The organism is Thermomonas sp. (assembly GCF_041919455.1).
Lineage (GTDB): Bacteria > Pseudomonadota > Gammaproteobacteria > Xanthomonadales > Xanthomonadaceae > Thermomonas.
In genome coordinates this window covers 144,306-162,862 of the sequence record NZ_JAYRTQ010000006.1, presented here as the reverse complement: position 1 = coordinate 162,862, position 18,557 = coordinate 144,306, and the positions used below count along the sequence as shown (strand labels likewise).

Here is an 18,557-nt window from a genome sequence, read left to right as displayed (position 1 = left end):
GTTCAGGGCGCGGCGCAGGGCGACGCGGGCAGGTCTTGCGGACGCGTGCCCCAGCCCTTCGGGTCGGCACGCGCGGCCAAGGTGAAAACGATGTTGCCGCCATTGCGCAGCATCGCCCAATCGACCCACGTTTGCGGATGCGATTTGCCATCGATACGCACGCCGTCGACAGCCTGCACCACGCCGGCATTCGCCATCGACGCAGTGATGGACAGCGTCTCGCCATCGCCAAGGTCCAGTTCGACGCGGGGGAAGCGCGGCGCGTGCAGCAGCAATTGCCCGGTGCCCGGCACCGCCGGATACAGGCCGATCGCGCTGAACACGTACCAGGCCGACATCGTGCCGAGGTCGTCGTTGCCGGTCACGCCATTCGGCGCGTCGGTGAACAACGCCTGCGCCGCGCGCACCACGGTCGCGGTCTTCCACGGCTGGCCCAGCAGCGTGTACATCCACGGCGCATGCAGGTCGGGCTCGTTGTTCGGGTTGTAACGGAACTGGTTGTAGTAACTGTACGGGCCCACCACCCAGTGCTTGCGCGCGCCGCCCTGCACGTCCTTCGCCAGTTCGTCGTGGGCGAAGAATGCGTCGAGACGATGGCGTGCCTGTTCGATGCCGCCCATCGCCGCCACCAGGCCGGGTACATCCTGCTGCACCAGCCACTGGTATTGCCAGGCGGTGCCCTCGTGGAAGCCGTGGTTGGAACGCGGGTCGTAGCCGCCATGGGTGGGCACGTAGAAATCGCCGCATTCGATGCGCGGACGCGGGAAACCACGGAAACCGAGCGCCTGGTCGGCGACCTCGGCATCCCAGACCATGCGCCAGTTGCGGCCGCGTTCGCGCAGCGTCGCGGCGATGCCGGTTTCGCCGAGCGCAGTCGCCATCTGCGACAACGCGCAATCGCCCAAGGCGTATTCCAGCGTGGCCGAACCGCCGTGGTGCTGGTCCACATCCATGCCCTTCGATGGATACGCGCGGTCGTACGGTACGAAGCCCTGCGCCAAATACGTGTCGTTGCCGGCACGGCCCTGCGCGCGCGACATCGCCGGCGGCCGACCGTTCGCGTTCTGCCACAGCGCCTGCCAGGCCTCGCGTTCGCGGCCCTGCAGCGCACCGAAACGCCACAGGTCGACCAGCCACGGCGTGACCGGATCGCCGGTCATGATGTTGGTGTCGAAGTTCGCATAGCCCCAGCGCGGCAACCAGCCCATCTGCGCGTGGATCGCCAGCATCGAGCGGGCGATGTCGCGCGTGCGCGCCGGCTTGAGCATCGCCAGCAACTGGTTCTGCGTGCGGTAGGTGTCCCACAGCGAAAAATACTCGTGGTAGGTCCAACCCTCGGCGATATGGATGTCGTCGTCGTAGCCGCGATAGCGACCGTCGGCATCGCTGCCGGTCATCGGCTGCAGGAAGGCGTGATACAGCGCGGTCCCGAACACCACGCGGTCGTCCGCCGAGGCGCCTTCGATGCGCACCACGCCGAGTTCCTTGCGCCATGCGGCCTGCGCCTGCGCGCGCATCGCATCGAACGCAAGCAACCTGCCGCCGCGCTTGCCTTCGGCATCGAGGTTGCGGCGCGCACCTTCCGCATCGACATGCGAGATCGCGCTGGTCGCGGTGACGCTGCGCGCGCCGCCCAGCTCGAAACTCAACCACGCGCCGTTCGCGACATCCCACTGCGTGCCCACGCTATGCCGGCCAGCGGGAACGCCGCCCTCGCGATCCCAGGTGCCGAAGGCCTGGAACGGACGATCGAACTCGATGCGGAACCAGGTGGTGTACTGCTTGCCGCCGCAGAAGCTCTTGGTGACCAGCTTGCCTTCCACCGCACGGTCACCGACGACCTCGATCACGCTGCCCACGACTTCATGCTTCTCGTTGGCCTGACCGACGTTGACCAGCACATGGCCGATCTTCTCGTTCGCAGCGTAGGTGTAACGCTCCGCCGCGGCACGGGTCAGCGCGGTCGCTTCGACATCGATGCCGTTGTAATCGGTGAGCCGGACCTTGTAGTAGCCGGCCTGGCCGACCTCGCCCGCGTGCGTGTAGGCCGCGGCATACGTCTTGTAGTCGAAGGGCCTGGCCTTCGCATCATCGGTATCGAAGTCGCCACCGGGACCGATGCGGCCAGTGACCGGCAGCGTGGCGACCTGCCCGCCCTGCTCCCAGCAACCGGCCCCCGACACGAACGAATGACCGAACCCGCGGATCTTCCTGTCGTCGTAGCGATAGCCGGCGTAATGCTCGGTGATCGGGCTGACCTGGATCATCCCGAATGGCGCGGACGCGCCGGGAAAGGTGTTGCCCTCGTCCTGGGTGCCGATGAACGTGTTCACCTGCAGCGCCGGATCGGTCGACGCCGCCAGCGCGGGCATGCCCGACAGCAGGCAGGCCATCGCCAGCACTCGCGAGACGCCTGTCTTTTCCCGCATCGCCCGCCCCGGTTCGATGGAATGCGCACCCTAGCAGGCTCGCCCGCCTCGTCAACACGCTGCTAACCTGTCGCGATGACCGAGACCGACGCGACGCCCATCGACGCCCCCGCATTCAAGCCGATGGTGGAACGTTTCCGCGGCTACCTGCCGGTCGTGGTGGACGTGGAAACCGGTGGCTTCGACTGGAACAAGCATGCGCTGCTGGAGATCGCGGCGGTGCCGATCGACCTCGACGAACATGGCCGTTTCGTGCCCGGCGAGGTCGCCAGCGCGCATATCCAACCCGCGCCCGGCACCAGCATCGACCCGAAGTCGCTGGAGGTCACCGGGATCAAGGTCGACCATCCGTTGCGCGGCGCGGTGCCGGAGCGCGAAGGACTGGACAAGGTATTCCTGCCGGTGCGCGCAGCAGCCAAGAAACATGGCTGCCAGCGCGCGATCCTGGTCGGCCACAACGCGCACTTCGACCTCAACTTCCTCAATGCGGCGATCGCCCGCGTCGAGCACAAGCGCAATCCCTTCCATCCCTTCAGCGTGTTCGACACGGTGAGCCTGGCCGGCATGGCCTACGGGCAGACCGTGCTTGCACGTGCGGTGCATGCCGCGGGACTGGAATGGGACCAGCGCGAGGCGCATTCGGCTGTATACGACGCGGAACGCACCGCGCAGCTGTTCTGCATCATCGCGAATGCGTGGCCGCGCTCGTGAGCAGGAGCTGTCAAGCTGGATCGCCGAGTGTCACGGCCGTATCGAGCACGGGGACAATCGGCGCCATGGATGGCGCCGATTAGCCTACATGGGTGAGGCGAGCGCTTGCGAAGCACTGCTTCGCGCGCCGCCGAACGCCCGCAATCTGTGATTGCGGGCCGGGCCCGCGCAGCGGGTACTTGCGGCGTGTCCCGAGCCGATACGGCCGGGACGCTCGGCGTGCGACGAACTCAGGCTTGCGTCGCCTTCGACTTCGCCTTGAACGAGCGCATGATCCCGTACAGGCTGACTGCGATCCACGCAGCTTCCAACAGGAAGACCGACAGGTTGAACGTGCCCAGCAGCGAGACCAGCACGCCGGTCGCGCCGAACAGGTTGAGCAACTGATACACCAGTCCGGTACCGGACAGCTTGCCCGCCTGCAGCAAGGCGAAGCCGCCCAGGATCATCACGGTGCCCAGCAGGCCCACCCAGTCGTACCACGCGAGTTCCAGTGCCATTCCCGTTTTCCTGTTGTCGTCGCGCATGCGGCGCGACCGGTTGGATCAGTCCTGGTTGCGACCCGGCGGCGAGACGCCATGCTTGCGCAATACCCGGCGCAGTTCATCCAGCGGAATCGCCTTTACGGTCGTGCCGTTGCCGGTCTCGGTGGTCGCCATCAACAGCGAGTTGTACACGGCTTCCTCCACCGCATCCACGCCGGCCTGGAACAGCGCGCTGGTCTGGTCGTTCGCGAGTTCTTCGCTGCGCAGGCGTTCGCTACCGAACGCGCGCCGCACCTCGCTTGCCGTGGAAAACGCGATGGCGTAGTCGCCGCTGCCGTTGGATGCCGAACTGCCGGTGCGGCCCAGGCCCATCATCGCCCGCGAGGCCAGTCGCCGCAGGTTGCGGTCCGACAATGGCGCATCGGTGGCGATCACCACGATCACCGAACCGTCGCCACGGTCGTCGGCCGGACCTCGCGACCATCGCGCCAGCGATTCGCGCGCGTCGACCTGTGCATCCGCGACCGCATTCTTGAAAGCGTACTGGCCGAGCTCGCGTCCGACCGGCACGCCGCCCATCTGCAGCACGCCGCCGTAGTTGCTCTGCACCAGCACGCCGACGGTCCAGCCACCCAGCGATGCCGGCAACTTGCGCGAGGACGTGCCGATGCCGCCCTTCCAGCCGAACGCCACCGTGCCGGTGCCGGCGCCGACGCTGCCTTCGGCGACCGCGCCGCCTTGCGCGCCTTCCAGCGCCTGCCGCACATGCGCGGCGGTGATCGGCCGCGCGCGGATATCGTTGAGGCCACCGTCGTTGGTTTCGCCGACCACCGGATTGATCGACTGCACCTTCTCCATGCCGGGCTGCCGCAGCATCCACTCGGCCATCGCATCGGCCGCCTTCCATACGCACAGCGTGCAGGTCAGCAGGATCGGCGTTTCCAGCTCGCCGAGTTCCGCAACCTGGGTGCTGCCGGCCAGCTTGCCGAAACCGTTGCCGACATGGATCGCCGCCGGCACCCGCGACAGGTAGGCATTGCCCACGTGCGGCAGGATCGCGGTGACGCCGGTGCGGATCGTGTCGCCCTCGCGCACGGTGGCGTGACCCACGCGCACGCCTTCGACATCGGTGATCGCATTGTGTTCGCCGGTGGCGAAGATCCCCGGCGCGATGCCGAGGTCGCGTGCCCGCACCCGCGCGTCCTGCGCGGAGACGGTTGCCGCAGATAGCGACAGTACCGCGACCGCGAATGCCGCGCCGAACCGATGCATCAGCGGACGCATCAGCCGACGCTCCGCTGGCGCACCGCCTCGAACAGGGCGATGCCGGTAGCGACCGAGACGTTGAGGCTTTCGAACTCGCCCGGCATCGGGATCTTCACCAGCTGGTCGCAGTTGTCGCGGGTCAGCCGACGCAGGCCATCGCCTTCGCTGCCCATCACCAATGCGACATTGCCCTTGAGGTCGAGCGCGTACAGCGATGCCGCCGCTTCGCCGGCAAAACCATAAATCCACACGCCGGCCTTCTGCAGGTCGCGCAGGGTGCGCGAGAGATTGGTGACGCTGAAGATCGGCAAGGTGTCCGCCGCGCCGGCCGAGGTCTTGCGCACGGTCGCGTTGACCTGCACCGCCTTGTCCTTCGGGAACACCACCGCGGTCGCGCCCGCCGCCGCCGCGCTGCGCAGGCAGGCGCCGAGGTTGTGCGGGTCCTGCACGCCATCCAGCACCAGTACCAGCGCCTTGCCGTCGGCCGCTTCCACCAGCCCGACCAGCTCGTGCTCGTCCCACGTCTTGGCCGCCGCGTAACGCGCCGCTGCGCCCTGGTGGCGCACGCCGCCGGCTACGCCGTCCAGCGCGTTCTGCGGCACGCGACGCACGTCGATCTCCTTGCGCCGCGCCTCCTGCTCGATCTCGGCGATGCGCGGATTCTTGCCGCCGGCTTCCAGCAGCACCTCGCGCACATGTTCGGCGTCGTGTTCCAGCGCGGAGGCCACCGCATTGAGGCCGACGATCCATTGGGCTTGTTTGCTCATGCGCGCATTGTGCATGTCGCGCTGCGGTCCGGCGACAGGCCAGCCCGCTCCTCCGCTTCTGCGAACCTCCTGTTCGAGGCGCGGCCGCCGGCCATCCATGGCCGGCTATACGCGGGCCGGCCCGCCGCCGAACCGCCCGATCAGTACGGTTTCTTCGCGCGCTTCGCCGGCTTGCCACGCTCGGGCAATGGCTTCACATCGCTGGCGCCGTCGCCTTCGACCAGGCGGAAGTCGATCTTGCGGTCTTCCACGCTGGCCTTCAGCACCACGATGCGCACCCGGTCGCCGAGGCGGTATTCGTGGCCGCGACGCTCGCCGGCCAAGGTCTTGCGCACGGCGTCGAAGTGGTAGAAATCGCGGGGCAGCTGGGTCACGTGGACCAGGCCGTTGACCTTGGAATCGTCAAGCTCGACGAACAGGCCGAAGCTGGTGACGCCGCTGATGGTGCCGTCGAACTCCTTGCCGACGTGGCCTTCCATCCACGCCGCGCGATAGCGCTCGTCGACTTCGCGCTGGGCCTCGTCGGCGCGGCGTGAGCGCTCGGAACATTGCAGCGACAGCGCCGCCATCTCGTGCGGCGAATAGGCATAGGTATCGGGCCTTCCGCCCGCCAGCGCATGCTTGATCGCGCGATGGACCAGCAGGTCGGGATAGCGGCGGATCGGCGAGGTGAAGTGCGCATAGGCCTCCAGCGCCAGGCCGAAGTGGCCGATGTTCTCCGGCGCGTACACCGCCAGCGACTGGCTGCGCAGGATCACCGACTCCAGCAACGTCGCATCGGGGCGCTCGCGGATCTTCTCCAGCATCGCGCGGAAGTCCTTCGGCTTGACCTTCGCCCACGGCGGCATCCGCAGCATGAATTCCTTGAGGAACTCCTCCAGGTCCGCGTACTTGGACTCCGGCGGCTTGTCGTGGTCGCGATACGGCGCCGGCACGCCGGACTGCAGCAGGTACAGCGCGGCCTGCACGTTGGCCGCGATCATGCATTCCTCGATCAGCTTGTGCGCATCGTTGCGCTGGAGCATGCCGGCCTGGGTAACCGCGCCCTGCGCGTCGAGGACGAAACGCACCTCGCTGCTCTCGAACTCGATCGCGCCGCGCTTCTGACGCGCCTTGTCCAGCACCCGGTAAAGCTGGTGCAGTTGCCGGATCTGCGGCAGCAGGCCGCCGATCTTGGCCAGCGCGGCAGCGTGGTCGTCCTCGGGAATGCCCTCGCCCACCGCGTTCCACACATCGGTATAGGTCAGGCGCGCGTGCGAATGCATCACCGCCTCGTAGAACCTGGCGCCGGCGACGATGCCGTCGCGCCCGACCTGCATGTCGGCAACGAAGCACAGGCGGTCGACCTTCGGCATCAGCGAGCAGATGCCGTTGCTCAGCGTCTCCGGCAGCATCGGCACCACGAAACCGGGGAAATACACCGAGGTCGCGCGCAACTGCGCTTCGTCGTCCAGCGGGGTTTCCGGCCGCACGTAATGCGAGACATCGGCGATCGCCACGACCAGCCGGAAGCCATCCTTGTTCGGCTCGCACCACACCGCGTCATCGAAATCCTTGGCGTCCTCGCCGTCGATGGTCACCAGCGGCACGTTGCGCAGGTCGACGCGGCCTGCGATCTCGGCGTGCTGGACCTGAAGCGGGACCGCGGTCGCCTGCGCCAGCACTTCGGGCGGGAATTCGTGCGGGATGTCGTGGCCGTGGATCGCGGCCTCGACCGCCTGCGATGCGGTCAGCTTGTCGCCCAGCACCGCCAGCACGTTGCCGATGGGCGGGCGGTGCGCATCCGCCGGGGTGGTGATCTCGGCGACGACCAGTTGGCCGTTGCGCGCGTCGTTGCGGCCATTGGCCGGGATCATCACGTTGCGCTGGACGCGCTTGTCGTCCGGGATGACGTAGCCGATGCCGCCCTCTTCCGTGTAGCGGCCGATCAGGCGGGTGAGCCGGCGTTCCAGCACCTCGACGATGGTGCCTTCGCGACGGCCGCGCCGGTCCATGCCGGTGACGCTGGCCAGCACGCGATCACCGTGCATGACCTTGCGCATCTCGTAGGGCGGCAGGAACAGGTCGTCGCCACCGCCCGCGTCGGGCCGCAGGAAGCCGAAGCCGTTCTCGTTGGCGATAACGACACCCGGCACCAGGTCCATGCGCGCGGCCGGGGCGAAACCACCGCGGCGGTTCTGCAGCAGCTGGCCATCCCGCAACATCGCATTGAGCCGCTTCTCCAGCGCCGCGAAACGATCCGGCGCAGTCAGTGCGAGCTTCTGCGCCAGCGCATCGGCATCCAGCGGCCCATCGCTGGCGGCCAGGATCTGCAGGATCATCTCGCGGCTGGCGATGGGTTGTTCGTAACGCTGCGCCTCGCGAGCGGCGTGCGGATCGCGCTCGCGGCCGGGGCGCGTGGACATCGTCGGTTCGGCTTCGGGCTTCGCTTCGGCGCGCCCGACCGGCTTGCTTGCGCCGCTATTGCCGAAAGCACGCATCAGGCCGGCATCGGGCAACCAACCCGGCAACTTGCTGGCGGTTTTCTTCGCACCGGCCCTGCCCTGGGGAGCGCCTTCGCCGCGTGTGCCGCCGGCCTTGCCGGGTGTCTTGCCGCCGCGGCCGGGGCCGCGCTTGCTCGGGGGTTTGGTCATGCAGCGATGGTACAACGCGCCCGTGCAGGCCCTGTCCGCATCGGATGAAATCCCGTTGACAAGCTCGAAGTCGCCCTGCAACATACGCCCCCTGCACCCTGCCCGGGTGGCGGAATTGGTAGACGCACTAGCTTCAGGTGCTAGCGGGGGCAACTTCGTGGAGGTTCGAGTCCTCTCCCGGGCACCAGGTTCAAACAAGAAAACCCGCGAAAGCGGGTTTTTTTGTGCCCCGCGTTTTGCCATCGCGCATCCCGCCAAGCGGATGCGGGCCCGGGTTTACCGGGACGCACCGCACGCGCGATGCTGTCGCGAATCTCGCGGACGCAACGGCCCATGACCTCGACCACCGACTGGCAGACCATCGAAGCCCTGTTCGATGCCGCCTGGGAGTTGCCCGCGCCGCAACGCGCGTCCTGGCTGCGCAGCAGCGAAAAGCCGGCAGCGATCATCGACGAGGTGCTTCGACTGCTCGCCGCAGCCGATGCCAGCGGCGACTTCCTCGAGCATGCACCAGCCGGCGACGCGCCCTTGCCGGCAACGCTTGCGGCCGGCGATATCGCCGGCGCATGGCGGATCGCCGGGCTGCTGGGTCGCGGCGGAATGGGCGAGGTTTACGAGGTCGAACGCGCCGACGGCCAATACGGCCAGCGCGCGGCGCTGAAGCGGATTGCGCGCGTGGATGCCGGCGACTGGTCCCGCTTCCACAACGAACGCAGGATCGTGGCCCTGCTCGACCATCCCGGCATCGCCCGGATGATCGACGGCGGCTTGCTCGGCGATGGCCAGCCGTACATGGTCATGGAATACGTGGATGGCGTGCCGATCCACCAGTGGTGCGAGCAACGCCAGGCCTCGCCGCGCGAACGCATCGCGCTGGTGCTGCAGGCCTGCGAAGCGGTGGCGCATGCGCATGCGCGGCTGGTCGTGCATCGCGACATCAAGCCGTCCAACCTGCTGGTCGATGGCGACGGGCGCGTGCGCCTGATCGATTTCGGCGTGGCCAGCCTGTCCGGCCAGGGCGAAGAAGCCGACGGCGAGCGAACGCCACTGTCGCTCGGCTATGCCGCACCGGAACAACTGGCCGGCGGCGACGTGGGCGTGGCCGCCGACATCTACGCTATGGCAGCGGTGCTGTATCGATTGCTCTGCGGGCACGCACCGCACGCGCGCGACGAACCGCCGACGGCCTTGCTGGCGATGCGTGCCGCGCAGGCGAACGTGCCGCGCCTGCGCGACGCGGCGGCGTCCGGACCCATCCGCGCCGATCGCCGCCTGTTGTCGGACCTGGATGCCGTGCTGGCGGTGGCGATGGCACGCGACCCGGCGCAGCGCTACCGCAGCATGGACGCCTTCGCCGACGACCTGTCGCGTGCCCTGCGTGGCGCGCCGGTCGCGGCCCGCGATGGCGAGCCGCGCTATCGCTTCTGGCGCTTCCTGCACACCCATCGCTGGGCCGCGACCGCTGCCAGCGTCACCGTGCTGGCGCTTGCCGTGGGACTGGGCATGGCCCTGTTCCAGGCGCGCGAGGCCGGCCGCCAGCGTGATGAAGCCCTGCGCGAAAAGGGGCGGCTGGAAGCGGTGCAGCAGGCGGTCTTCCACATGTTCCGCAGCGCCGGCGAGATGCAGGGCAGCGACGCCACCGCCGGCGACGTACTCGACCATGCCGCGCAACGCGTGGTCGACAGCTTCGCCCGCGATCCCGCGGAGGGCGCTCCGGTGCTGCACACCTTGGGCGAGCTGTATTTCCTGCTCAACGATTACCCGGCGGCTGAACCGCTGCTGCAACGGCTGGCCGACGCCGACCCGAACATCGTCGATCCGTCGCTGGTCGCGGTCGGCCGCTACGACCTGGCCCAGGTTGCGCTGCGTGGCGGCGATGCCGAACGTGCAACCGCCCTGCTCGCGCAGGCGCGCAGTTTCTGGAACACCGATCCGGCACGCTGGCAGACCCGGCTGGTCGACAGCCTGATGCTGGAGTCGCGGCTGCGCCAGCAGGCCGGCGATGCCGATGGCGCGATCGCCCTGCTGCGGCGTGGCCTGGCGCAACGCGTCGCCCTGGATGGCGTGCATGGCCGCGAAACCGGCGTGTTCCACAACAACCTAGGCGTGGCCCTGTTCGGACTGGGCCGGCTGGACGAAGCGCGCGAGGCCTTCCGCGCCGCCAGCGAGGTCTGGCGCGTGGCGCGCCTGCGCGAATCCACCGATGCACTGAACACCCTCAACAACTGGGGCTCGCTGGAACTGAGCGCGGGCAAACCGGAGGTGGCCGCGCCGCTGCTGGAACAGGCGGTGACCCTGCGCCGGCAGTTGTATGGGCCATCGGCGGCGACCGCGGCCCTGCTCAACAACTACGGCAAGTTGCTGCTGCAGACCGGACGCGCCGGCGAGGCCTTGCCCTTGCTGGCCGAGGCTGCGGCGATGGGCGCGCAATTCGCCGGCACCGGCAGCATGCATCACGTCGCCGCGCTCAGCGGCGTGGCCGAAGCGCAACTTGCGCTGGGCGATGCCGGGCGTGCCGAAGCCACCGCGCGCGAGGCGCTGGCCGCCGCGGACCGGCACCTGGGATCGCGCCATCCGGGCGGCGCCGCACCACGGTTGGCGCTGGCACGCATCCACCTGGCACGCAACGAACATGCGCCGGTCGCGGCACTGCTGGACACGATCGATGCGATGGCCAAAGCCGCCGGCCCGGCCGGCCAGCGCATCGCCACGCAGAGTGCCAGCCTGCGCGCGCAGCTCAGTCCGGCACCGGCTCCAGCGCCTGGAACAACCACGCGCGCGCCTTGATCCAGTCGCGGCGCACGGTGCGTTCGGCCACGCCGAGGACGCGTGCAGTTTCGTCGTCGGTGTAGCCGGCGAAGAAGCGGCATTCCACCACCTGCTGCAGGCGTGGGTTGAGTTGCGACAGTTCCTGCAAGGCGTCGTCCAGTTCGACCAGGCGCTCGTCGCTGACCCAGAACGGCTCGATGTCCGGGTGGTCTTCCAGCGAATCCACCCGCCCGCCACCGCGCTTGTCGGCCAATCGGCGTCGCGCATGGTCCACCAGCACCTGGCGCATCGCCATCGCCGCCGCATGCAGGAAATGGGTTTCGTCCTGCCAGGCACCGCCGCGCTGCAGGCGCAGGAAGGCCTCGTTGACCAGTGCGGTGGTGCGCATGGTTTCGCCGGCATTGACCCGGCGACGTTCGCGCCGCGCGCGCCGGCGCATGTCGTCCAGCAGCAGCGGGGCCAGTTCGGCGGCGGTCGCGGCCAGCGTGCCCGGCTGCGGCTCGGCGGGTTCGTGCATGCGTGGTGTGAGTCCCGGCAAGACAACCTGCACGATAGCATCGCGCTGCGCCCGCCTGTCCGCTTCGCTGGCGATGCTGCGTAACCGTGGCGATCCACGCCGGAGTACCGCCATGTCGTTGCGCCTGATTCCCGCCGCGCTGCTCGCCACCCTGACCGCCTGCACCCCCGCCGCGGGCGATGTCGCCGCGACGCATGGCACCGCCGTGCAGGCGACACCCGCAACGCAGGCCCGTCCGCTCGAGACGGAAGCACCCGAACCCTCGCTTCCGTCGCCTCTGCACGGCAACTGGCGCCTGCTGGCCGCGGACGATCCGCACGATGCCGCGCTGATGGCGTTCTCCGTCCAGGGCGACGCCGGCGATGCAACTGGCAGTGGCAACTTCGTGCTGTTCCAGCCGTTCTGCGATGCCGTGGCCGGCGCGCCGATCACCGGCACGGCCGATTGCGAACTGATTGGCCTCGGTGCCGCGTTCGACCGCGTGGAGATCGAGGGCGACCGCATCGTGCTGGTCTTCCACCCCACGGCGGACGGCTTGCCGCACCGGCTGGAACTGCGACGCGATGGCGCTGCGCTGGTCGGCGACTATGTCTCCGAAGGCAACCGCATCCGTCGCGCGGTGCGCGCAGAGCCCGCGATCGAAGGATGATCGGGCCGGTCGCCGCGGATGGAGGGTGGCGCGCCTCGATATCGACAGGTCATGGCTGCACCGCGCGTGCGCCGTAGCCCGCCATCACCGCGCTGAAATCCTTGTAGCCGGCACCGGAAAAACGCTGCGACTTGCGCATCACATAGCTGATCTCGAACACCGCGCCTTCGCCTTCCATGCGCGTCACCAGGCGCTGGACGTTCGCCTTCGGCAGCGCAACCACGCCGGTGCCCATGTACGCGGCGGCATAGAACGCCACCTCGAAATCCGGCGTCGCCAGCCAGATCCGCAACGGCTTGCCGGTCTCCGGATTGGTGCCTGCGTATTCCGTCGAGCGGTACTTGCCGCCACGCAGATCGCTGCCGATGTCGCGCATCTTGCCGGTGGGCTTGAAGTCGTTCTCGAACCAGTCGCCGGCAAAGAAGGCGTTCAGGTCGCGGCCGAGCGGGCTCTCGCCGCTGCGCACCGACATCGCCACCCGCCCCATCTCGGCGCTGGTCATGTAGCTGTAGTGATCGCCGGCATTGGTCATGACCTGGAAATCGAGCGAGCCGCCCTCGCCCGCAGCGGGCAGGTTGCCCATGCTTTCGATCGCGCCACGATCCATGCCGATGTGGCCGCTGCGCGAATCGAGCAGGTAGTACGACTGCACCATTCCCGCGCCCGGCACCTGGCCGATGTAGCCGATCACCAGGTCGAAGGCGAAGCTGCCGTTGATCGGCGGCGACGGATGCTTGCCGGCCTTGTCGCCCACGTTCGCACGCGGCCTTGCGTCTGCGACTTCGTCGGCGCCGGGTTTGCCGGGGTACGGATCGAGCAGGTCGTCGGCCGGATCGCCGGCGCGCGATGTCACCGGCAGCAGGTCGCTGTCGGCGTCGGTGATGGGGTCGACCCTGGGCTTCGGCGGATCCTGCAACAGGTCGCCTCGGGTGATGCCGTACGCAGCCGCGCCGCCTGCCAGCAACAGGCCGGCCAAAACGATCGATCGGGGAAACGCCATTGGAGCACTCCGCTTCGAGGATGCGCTGGTTACGCAGTCGCACCCCGGCATCCGGACATCAGCGATGTCGACGATGCGATCGCGTTGCCGACGTCCACATTCGCTGCGCAGTTGCGTAACTGCTCGGGTCCAGCACCGTGCCTGTGCCACGCCATCGACGGAAACCGCCACCATGAAACAAAGATTGCTCCTGGGTTTGCTGTCCGCCGCCGCGCTGGCGGCGACCGGCCTGTATGCCGCCAACGCAAAACGCCCCGCCACCATGCTGGTACTCGATGCCTCCGGTTCGATGTGGGGACAGATCGACGGCAAGCCGAAGATCGCCATCGCCCGCGAGGCCGTCGGCATCATGCTGTCGGGCTGGCAAGGCGGCGACCTTGGCTTGATGGCGTATGGGCACAACCGCAAGGGCGACTGCAACGACATCGAAGTGCTGCAACCCGTGGGCGCGAACACCGCCGCCGGCATCCGCAAGCAGGTCGATGCGCTCAATCCGATGGGCATGACCCCGATCTCGGCGTCGGTGCGCCAGGCCGCCGCGCAACTGCGCTCGACCGAACAGAAGGCCACGGTGATCCTGGTCAGCGACGGCGAGGAAACCTGCAGCGCCGACCCCTGCGCGCTGGGCAAGGAACTGGAATCGACCGGGGTGGATTTCACCGCGCACGTGGTCGGCTTCGACATCCAGAAGGGCAGCAAGGCGCACCGTCAGCTGCAATGCCTGGCCGCGAATACCGGCGGGCGTTACGTGGACGCACGCAACGCCGGCGAATTGAATCGCGCATTGACGTCCGTCGCATCGAGCGAACAGACAGCGCCGCGCGACACCGATTCCGACCTGGTCGGCCGCATCTACGACACCACCTTCGGCCGGCTGACCATCGAGGCGTGGAGCAAGGACCGCATGGCCGGACGCTACGCGGGCACGGCGAGCGACGGTTCCGACGCCGGGCGCATCGAAGGCGCGGTGACCCGCGATGCGCGCGACGGCAGCGCCAGTTTCGACGGCCATTGGTTCGCGAAAAGCGCAGGACAACGCTGCGATACGCAGAAGAACGGCACCCACTACTGGGGCTCGGCCACGCTGATCTTCAATCGCGCGCGCAGCGAGTTCCAGGGCTACTGGGACTACTGCGGTGCCGGCGGCGCCCCGGAGGGTTCCTGGCACGGGGCGCTGATCGGGCCGGCCCCGTCCGGGCCTTGAGCATCGATGCGTCCGGGCTGGGTTGGACACCGACACCGAGCGCCCCGCCGATGCAGCCAGCACATCGTTTCGATCACCCAATCACCATCACCACCGGAGTCTCACCATGATCCCCTTACATACCCAGATGCAGAAGACCTTGGGCCTCGCTGTGCTTGCGGTGGCGCTTGCCGGTTGCGGCAAGGCGGACGATGCCTCGGCAAACGCCGACAGCGGCTCCAGCATGCAGGCCATCGTCGATGAAGCCGCGCAGGACGCCGCCGATGCAGGCGCACTGCCGGATGGCGACGCGCCCTTGAAGGAAGGCCAGAGCGTGCAAGGCACGCTCCAGGCCGATGTCGGCAACGGCATGCAGGCGTTCCGCTCGCTGTCGACCAAGGTGGCCGACGACATCGGCGAACAACTCGACGAGAAGCTCGGCAGGAGCGAAGGCCAGGAAGCCATCGCCGATGCCAACAAGAAGCTGGAAAAGCTGGGCACCGGCATGCAGGTCGACGCCGGCGACGTCCGCGAGATCGTCGGCGACATGGCCGGCAAGACCTTCCACGACTCGCAGGTGTTGCACGTGGACATCATCAAGTCGCTGCAGGTCACGCTGAAGGGCACGGCCGGCGACGGCGGCAACCTGGATCTGGGCATCACCTTCGACGACCAGTCGTTGGCGATGACCGGCAGCAGCCTGAACTACCGGCCGAAGGCGAACGCGATGTTCGACTTCTACGAAGGCAAGGGCGGCGAGCAGGTCACGGTGACGATCGACCGTTTCGAGCGCAATGCCGACGGTACGTATGCCATCGCCGGCAGCTTCTCGGCGAAGGACCTGCCGGCCTCGTCGATGGCGAAGAAGCTGCCCGCGAAGACCCTGCCCTCCGCCAGTGGCACGTTCGCGTTCGATGCGTTGCCGCTGAAGGAGATGCCGAAGTTCGGCAAGGGCGGTTGACCCAGGCATTTTTGCCGGCGCGGCTAGAGCGGCATCACGAAGGCCGGCTGGCCGGGGCCTCCGCGAGTCGCTCCCCGATACTCGCTTGGTCGCGGAGGCACCAGCCAACCGGCTGCGGGCATCTTCGCGATCTTGCCAAGCGCGTCGCAGGTTAGCGGAGCTTATTTCGCCAGTGCCGCAAGCCGCGCCAGTGCAGCGTCGCGGCCGGCGCTCAGATCGACGATGGGTTTGGCGGGGTAACCCGCCACGCGCAGACCGCTTTCCCATGGCGCATGGACCGCGTCATCGCCAAGCGCACGCAGCTCGGGTACCCAGCGACGGATGTAGGTGCCCTGCGGATCGAAGCGGCGCGACTGCGTGACGGGGTTGAAGATGCGGAAATACGGCGCGGCATCCACGCCGGTGCCGGCGACCCACTGCCAGCCCAGCGTGTTGTTGGCCAGGTCGGCATCGACCAGGGTATGCATGAACCACGCGGCGCCCTGCCGCCAGTCGATGCCCATGTGCTTGGTGAGCCACGAAGCCACCACCATGCGCACGCGATTGTGCATCCAGCCTTCATTCCAGAGTTGGCGCAGGCCGGCATCGACCAGTGGGACGCCGGTCAAGCCGCGTTGCCACGCGTCCAGTCCGGGCGGATCGTCGCGCCACGGCATCACGTCGAACTTCGGGTTGAAGTTGTGGTGGCGGCTGGCTGGCCAGTGGTGCAGCACGTAATAGGCGAACTCGCGCCAGCCGAGTTCGGCGATGTACTTGTCGGCACCGTTGCCGCCATGCCGTTGCACGACATCGAAGATGCGGCTCGGGCTGATCTCGCCGAAATGCAGGTGCGGCGACAGCCGCGAGGTGCCCTCGACCGCCGGCACGTCGCGCGCATCCGGATAGGCGTGCAGGCGCGGCAACAGGTCGTCGAGTCGCGTGAGTGCCGCGGCCTCGCCCGGGGTCCAGGTGTCCCAGAAGCCGTTGTCCCAACGCGGACGTGGCGCATCGAGCGTGGTGCGCGCGCCTTGCAGCGATGACGGGAGTGGACCGCACGCCAGCGTGGCGGGCGCTTCGCGCGGGCGATGCCGCCAGGTTGGACGCGCGGCCTTGTGGAACGGGGTGAACACCCGGAACGGCGTGGACGACTGGGTCAGTACCGCATCCGCATCGGTCAGCAGGCGGCCACCGGCGCGGCGCATCGCGATGCCGCCCGATGCCAGCGTCGCGGCGATGCGTGCATCGCGCGCGTCGGCGTCGGGTTCGTGCAGCGCGGAGATGTGCACCGAAGTTGCGCCCGTCTCGACAGCAAGGGCCGGAATCAGTGACTCCGGATCGCCCGCAAGCACATGCAACTCACCGCCGCGCGCGCGGATGTCCTCGGCCAGTCGTTCCAGCGACCGGCGCAACCACGCGCGGCTGGCGTCGTAGACATTGTCGGCCGCGTTGTCGACATACACCAGCAGCAACGCATCATGCGACTGGATCGCCCGCTCCAGCGCAGGGTGATCGGCCAGGCGCAGGTCGCGGCGGAACCAGAAAATGGCTTGGGTCATGCGTGCATCATGCCGTTGCTGGTCCGCATTCGCGCATCACTGCGCCGGCTGCGTCGCCGCGGCCTGCGGGACCATGCGCAGTTTCGAGGTGTCGTAACCGAGCGTGCGGATCTTCTCGATGGCGGCGGCCAACTCCGGCGCCGGCAGGCTGGGGGTGCGCGCCATCAGCCACACGTAGTCGCGCTTGCTGCGGCCAACAATCGTCCGCGAGTAATCCGGCGCGAGATCCACGATCACGTACTCGGCCTGGATCGGCCAGACGAACTGCATCTCCCACACCGCGTTGTTGGTGCCGGGCACCACGCGGCCGACCGGTTCCATCGTCTTCAGCGGCGCATCCGCGCTGCCGTTGCGGTAGCGGAAGGTGGTGCGGATCTTGCCGTCGGCATCGAGCCGGTACGACTCCACCGAATCGAAGGCCTTGCGCTCGATGTAGGTCGGAATCTGCGCGATCACGTACCAGTCGCCCATGAAGCGCGGCATGTCCACGCTGGCGACCGGCGGGATCGTGGGCGGCGAGGACGCGCAGGCGGAGAGCAATGCGCCGATGCCGAGCGCGACGAAGAGTGTGCGGATCATGCGGCCTCCTTCGTGAAGCGATAGTGGGCGACCATCCATTCGCGGCCGTGGTCGTAGCCGAACAGTTCGGCGCAGGCCATCCAGAACATTCGCCAGCGCTGGAACCAGAGTTTGGCGGCGTCGCCATAGGCCTCGCGCAGGATCGCCATGACCTCGTCGTGGCGGGCGTCCTGGTTGGCCAGCCAATGATTGGCGGTACGCTCGTAGTGGGTGCCGTCGACCAGCCAGCGGTCCTCGATGCGCAGCGCGTCCTGGAACCACAGCAAGGTATCCGCTGCCGGCATCAGCCCGCCGGTGAAGAAATGCCGGCCCATCCAGTTGTCGTCGCCGGCGGTCTCGAACGGATACAGCAGGGTGCGGTGGCAGAAGATGTGCACGAACAGCTTGCCGCCCGGCCGCAGCCACCCGCCGATACGCCCGAGCAAGGTCGCGTAGTTGCGCATGTGCTCGAACATCTCCACCGACACGCAGCGGTCGAAGTTGGAGGCCGGCAACTCCAGCCGGTTCACATCGCAGGTGATCACCCGCACGTTGGCGAAGCCGCGCTCGCGGCACTGCGCCTCGATGAAGGCGCGCTGCGGCGCGGAGTTGGACACCGCGGTAATCCGCGCATTCGGATAGTGCTGGGCCATCCACAGGGTCAGCGAACCCCAGCCACAACCCAGCTCCAGGATATCCTGGCCGTCCGCGAGTTCCGCACGTTCGCCGTACAGCGCGAGCATCGCCTCCTCCGCCTGCGCCAACGTCTCGTTACCCGTCGGGTAATAGCAGCCGGAGTACTTCAGCCGCGGACCGAGGCAACGGGTGAAGAATCCAGGCGGCAGTTCGTAGTGCTGGCGGTTGGCGGCATCGGTGTGGATGGCGACCGGGCTTTGGCGCAGTTCCGCGATCAGCGCGGCATTGCGGCGCGCGGCGGCGTCGGGATCGTCGGCATGTTCATCGCGCAGGCGGGCCTCGCACATGCGGCGGATGCCGGCGCGCAGCAGCGCATCCGGCACCAGGCCGCGTTCGGCCAGGCCCAGCACACCATCGGCCGGGCGGTCGCTGGCCAGTTCCATCGCATCGGCGGTGGC

The 18,557-nt window shown here is 68.1% G+C and carries 15 protein-coding genes and 1 tRNA gene; 6 read left to right on the top strand and 10 right to left on the bottom strand.

What is annotated here, in order from left to right:
* Nucleotides 1-2: 2 nt before the first annotated feature.
* A complete protein-coding gene (locus ACE3T8_RS06085) occupies nt 3-2,429 on the bottom strand; it encodes a GH92 family glycosyl hydrolase (protein WP_374607655.1) in 2,427 nt (808 codons plus the stop codon).
* 75 nt (nt 2,430-2,504) lie between these two features.
* Here ACE3T8_RS06085 and rnt point away from each other — a divergent pair, with 75 nt between their 5' ends.
* Nucleotides 2,505-3,140: a ribonuclease T gene (gene rnt, locus ACE3T8_RS06080; RefSeq protein ID WP_374607654.1), complete on the top strand. Its 636-nt coding sequence runs from the start codon at nt 2,505-2,507 to the stop codon at nt 3,138-3,140.
* 230 nt (nt 3,141-3,370) lie between these two features.
* Here the strand turns inward: rnt and ACE3T8_RS06075 are convergent, their stop codons facing one another.
* From ACE3T8_RS06075 to rnr, 4 genes are all read right to left on the bottom strand, one after another.
* Nucleotides 3,371-3,640: a hypothetical protein gene (locus tag ACE3T8_RS06075; protein ID WP_374607653.1), complete on the bottom strand. Its 270-nt coding sequence runs from the start codon at nt 3,638-3,640 to the stop codon at nt 3,371-3,373.
* 45 nt (nt 3,641-3,685) lie between these two features.
* On the bottom strand, nt 3,686-4,909 hold the full coding sequence (locus ACE3T8_RS06070; RefSeq protein WP_374607651.1) for a P1 family peptidase: 1,224 nt from the start codon (nt 4,907-4,909) through the stop codon (nt 3,686-3,688).
* Nucleotides 4,909-5,658, bottom strand: a complete 750-nt coding sequence (rlmB, locus tag ACE3T8_RS06065; protein WP_374607649.1) for a 23S rRNA (guanosine(2251)-2'-O)-methyltransferase RlmB — start codon at nt 5,656-5,658, stop codon at nt 4,909-4,911. Before rlmB ends, ACE3T8_RS06070 begins: the two co-directional genes overlap by 1 nt.
* 140 nt (nt 5,659-5,798) lie before the next feature.
* A complete protein-coding gene (gene rnr / locus ACE3T8_RS06060) occupies nt 5,799-8,291 on the bottom strand; it encodes a ribonuclease R (RefSeq protein WP_374607647.1) in 2,493 nt (830 codons plus the stop codon).
* A gap of 100 nt (nt 8,292-8,391) precedes the next feature.
* Here rnr and ACE3T8_RS06055 point away from each other — a divergent pair.
* Nucleotides 8,392-8,478 (top strand) — tRNA-Leu (locus ACE3T8_RS06055).
* A 146-nt stretch (nt 8,479-8,624) separates the two neighbouring features.
* Nucleotides 8,625-11,078 carry a tetratricopeptide repeat protein gene (locus ACE3T8_RS06050; RefSeq protein WP_374607645.1) on the top strand — a complete coding sequence of 818 codons (2,454 nt, stop codon included), beginning with the start codon at nt 8,625-8,627 and terminating at the stop codon, nt 11,076-11,078.
* Here ACE3T8_RS06050 and ACE3T8_RS06045 read toward each other — a convergent pair.
* Entirely contained in the window at nt 11,029-11,577 is a 549-nt protein-coding gene (locus tag ACE3T8_RS06045) for an ECF-type sigma factor (RefSeq protein ID WP_374607643.1), read from the bottom strand. The two genes, ACE3T8_RS06050 and ACE3T8_RS06045, sit on opposite strands and share 50 nt — an antisense overlap.
* Before the next feature lie 112 nt (nt 11,578-11,689).
* Between ACE3T8_RS06045 and ACE3T8_RS06040 the strand changes: the two genes are divergently transcribed.
* Nucleotides 11,690-12,226 (top strand): hypothetical protein, encoded by a 537-nt coding sequence (locus tag ACE3T8_RS06040; protein ID WP_374607641.1) that lies wholly within the window; start codon nt 11,690-11,692, stop codon nt 12,224-12,226.
* A 49-nt stretch (nt 12,227-12,275) separates the two neighbouring features.
* Here ACE3T8_RS06040 and ACE3T8_RS06035 read toward each other — a convergent pair whose 3' ends face one another.
* Complete coding sequence (locus tag ACE3T8_RS06035; RefSeq protein ID WP_374607639.1) at nt 12,276-13,226, bottom strand: hypothetical protein; 951 nt, start codon at nt 13,224-13,226, stop codon at nt 12,276-12,278.
* 172 nt (nt 13,227-13,398) lie between these two features.
* Between ACE3T8_RS06035 and ACE3T8_RS06030 the strand changes: the two genes are divergently transcribed.
* Nucleotides 13,399-14,430: a VWA domain-containing protein gene (locus tag ACE3T8_RS06030; protein WP_374607638.1), complete on the top strand. Its 1,032-nt coding sequence runs from the start codon at nt 13,399-13,401 to the stop codon at nt 14,428-14,430.
* Nucleotides 14,431-14,536: 106 nt separating this feature from the next.
* A complete protein-coding gene (locus tag ACE3T8_RS06025; RefSeq protein ID WP_374607636.1) occupies nt 14,537-15,370 on the top strand; it encodes a hypothetical protein in 834 nt (277 codons plus the stop codon).
* Between the two features lie 161 nt (nt 15,371-15,531).
* Here the strand turns inward: ACE3T8_RS06025 and ACE3T8_RS06020 are convergent, their stop codons facing one another.
* Genes ACE3T8_RS06020 through ACE3T8_RS06010 form a run of 3 tightly spaced genes read right to left on the bottom strand, consistent with a single transcriptional unit; the run spans nt 15,532 to nt 18,542 of the window.
* Entirely contained in the window at nt 15,532-16,905 is a 1,374-nt protein-coding gene (locus ACE3T8_RS06020; protein ID WP_374607635.1) for a deoxyribodipyrimidine photo-lyase, read from the bottom strand.
* 36 nt (nt 16,906-16,941) lie between these two features.
* Nucleotides 16,942-17,484: a lipocalin family protein gene (locus tag ACE3T8_RS06015; protein WP_374607633.1), complete on the bottom strand. Its 543-nt coding sequence runs from the start codon at nt 17,482-17,484 to the stop codon at nt 16,942-16,944.
* Nucleotides 17,481-18,542: a cyclopropane-fatty-acyl-phospholipid synthase family protein gene (locus ACE3T8_RS06010; RefSeq protein WP_374607710.1), complete on the bottom strand. Its 1,062-nt coding sequence runs from the start codon at nt 18,540-18,542 to the stop codon at nt 17,481-17,483. Before ACE3T8_RS06010 ends, ACE3T8_RS06015 begins: the two co-directional genes overlap by 4 nt.
* Nucleotides 18,543-18,557: the final 15 nt, after the last annotated feature.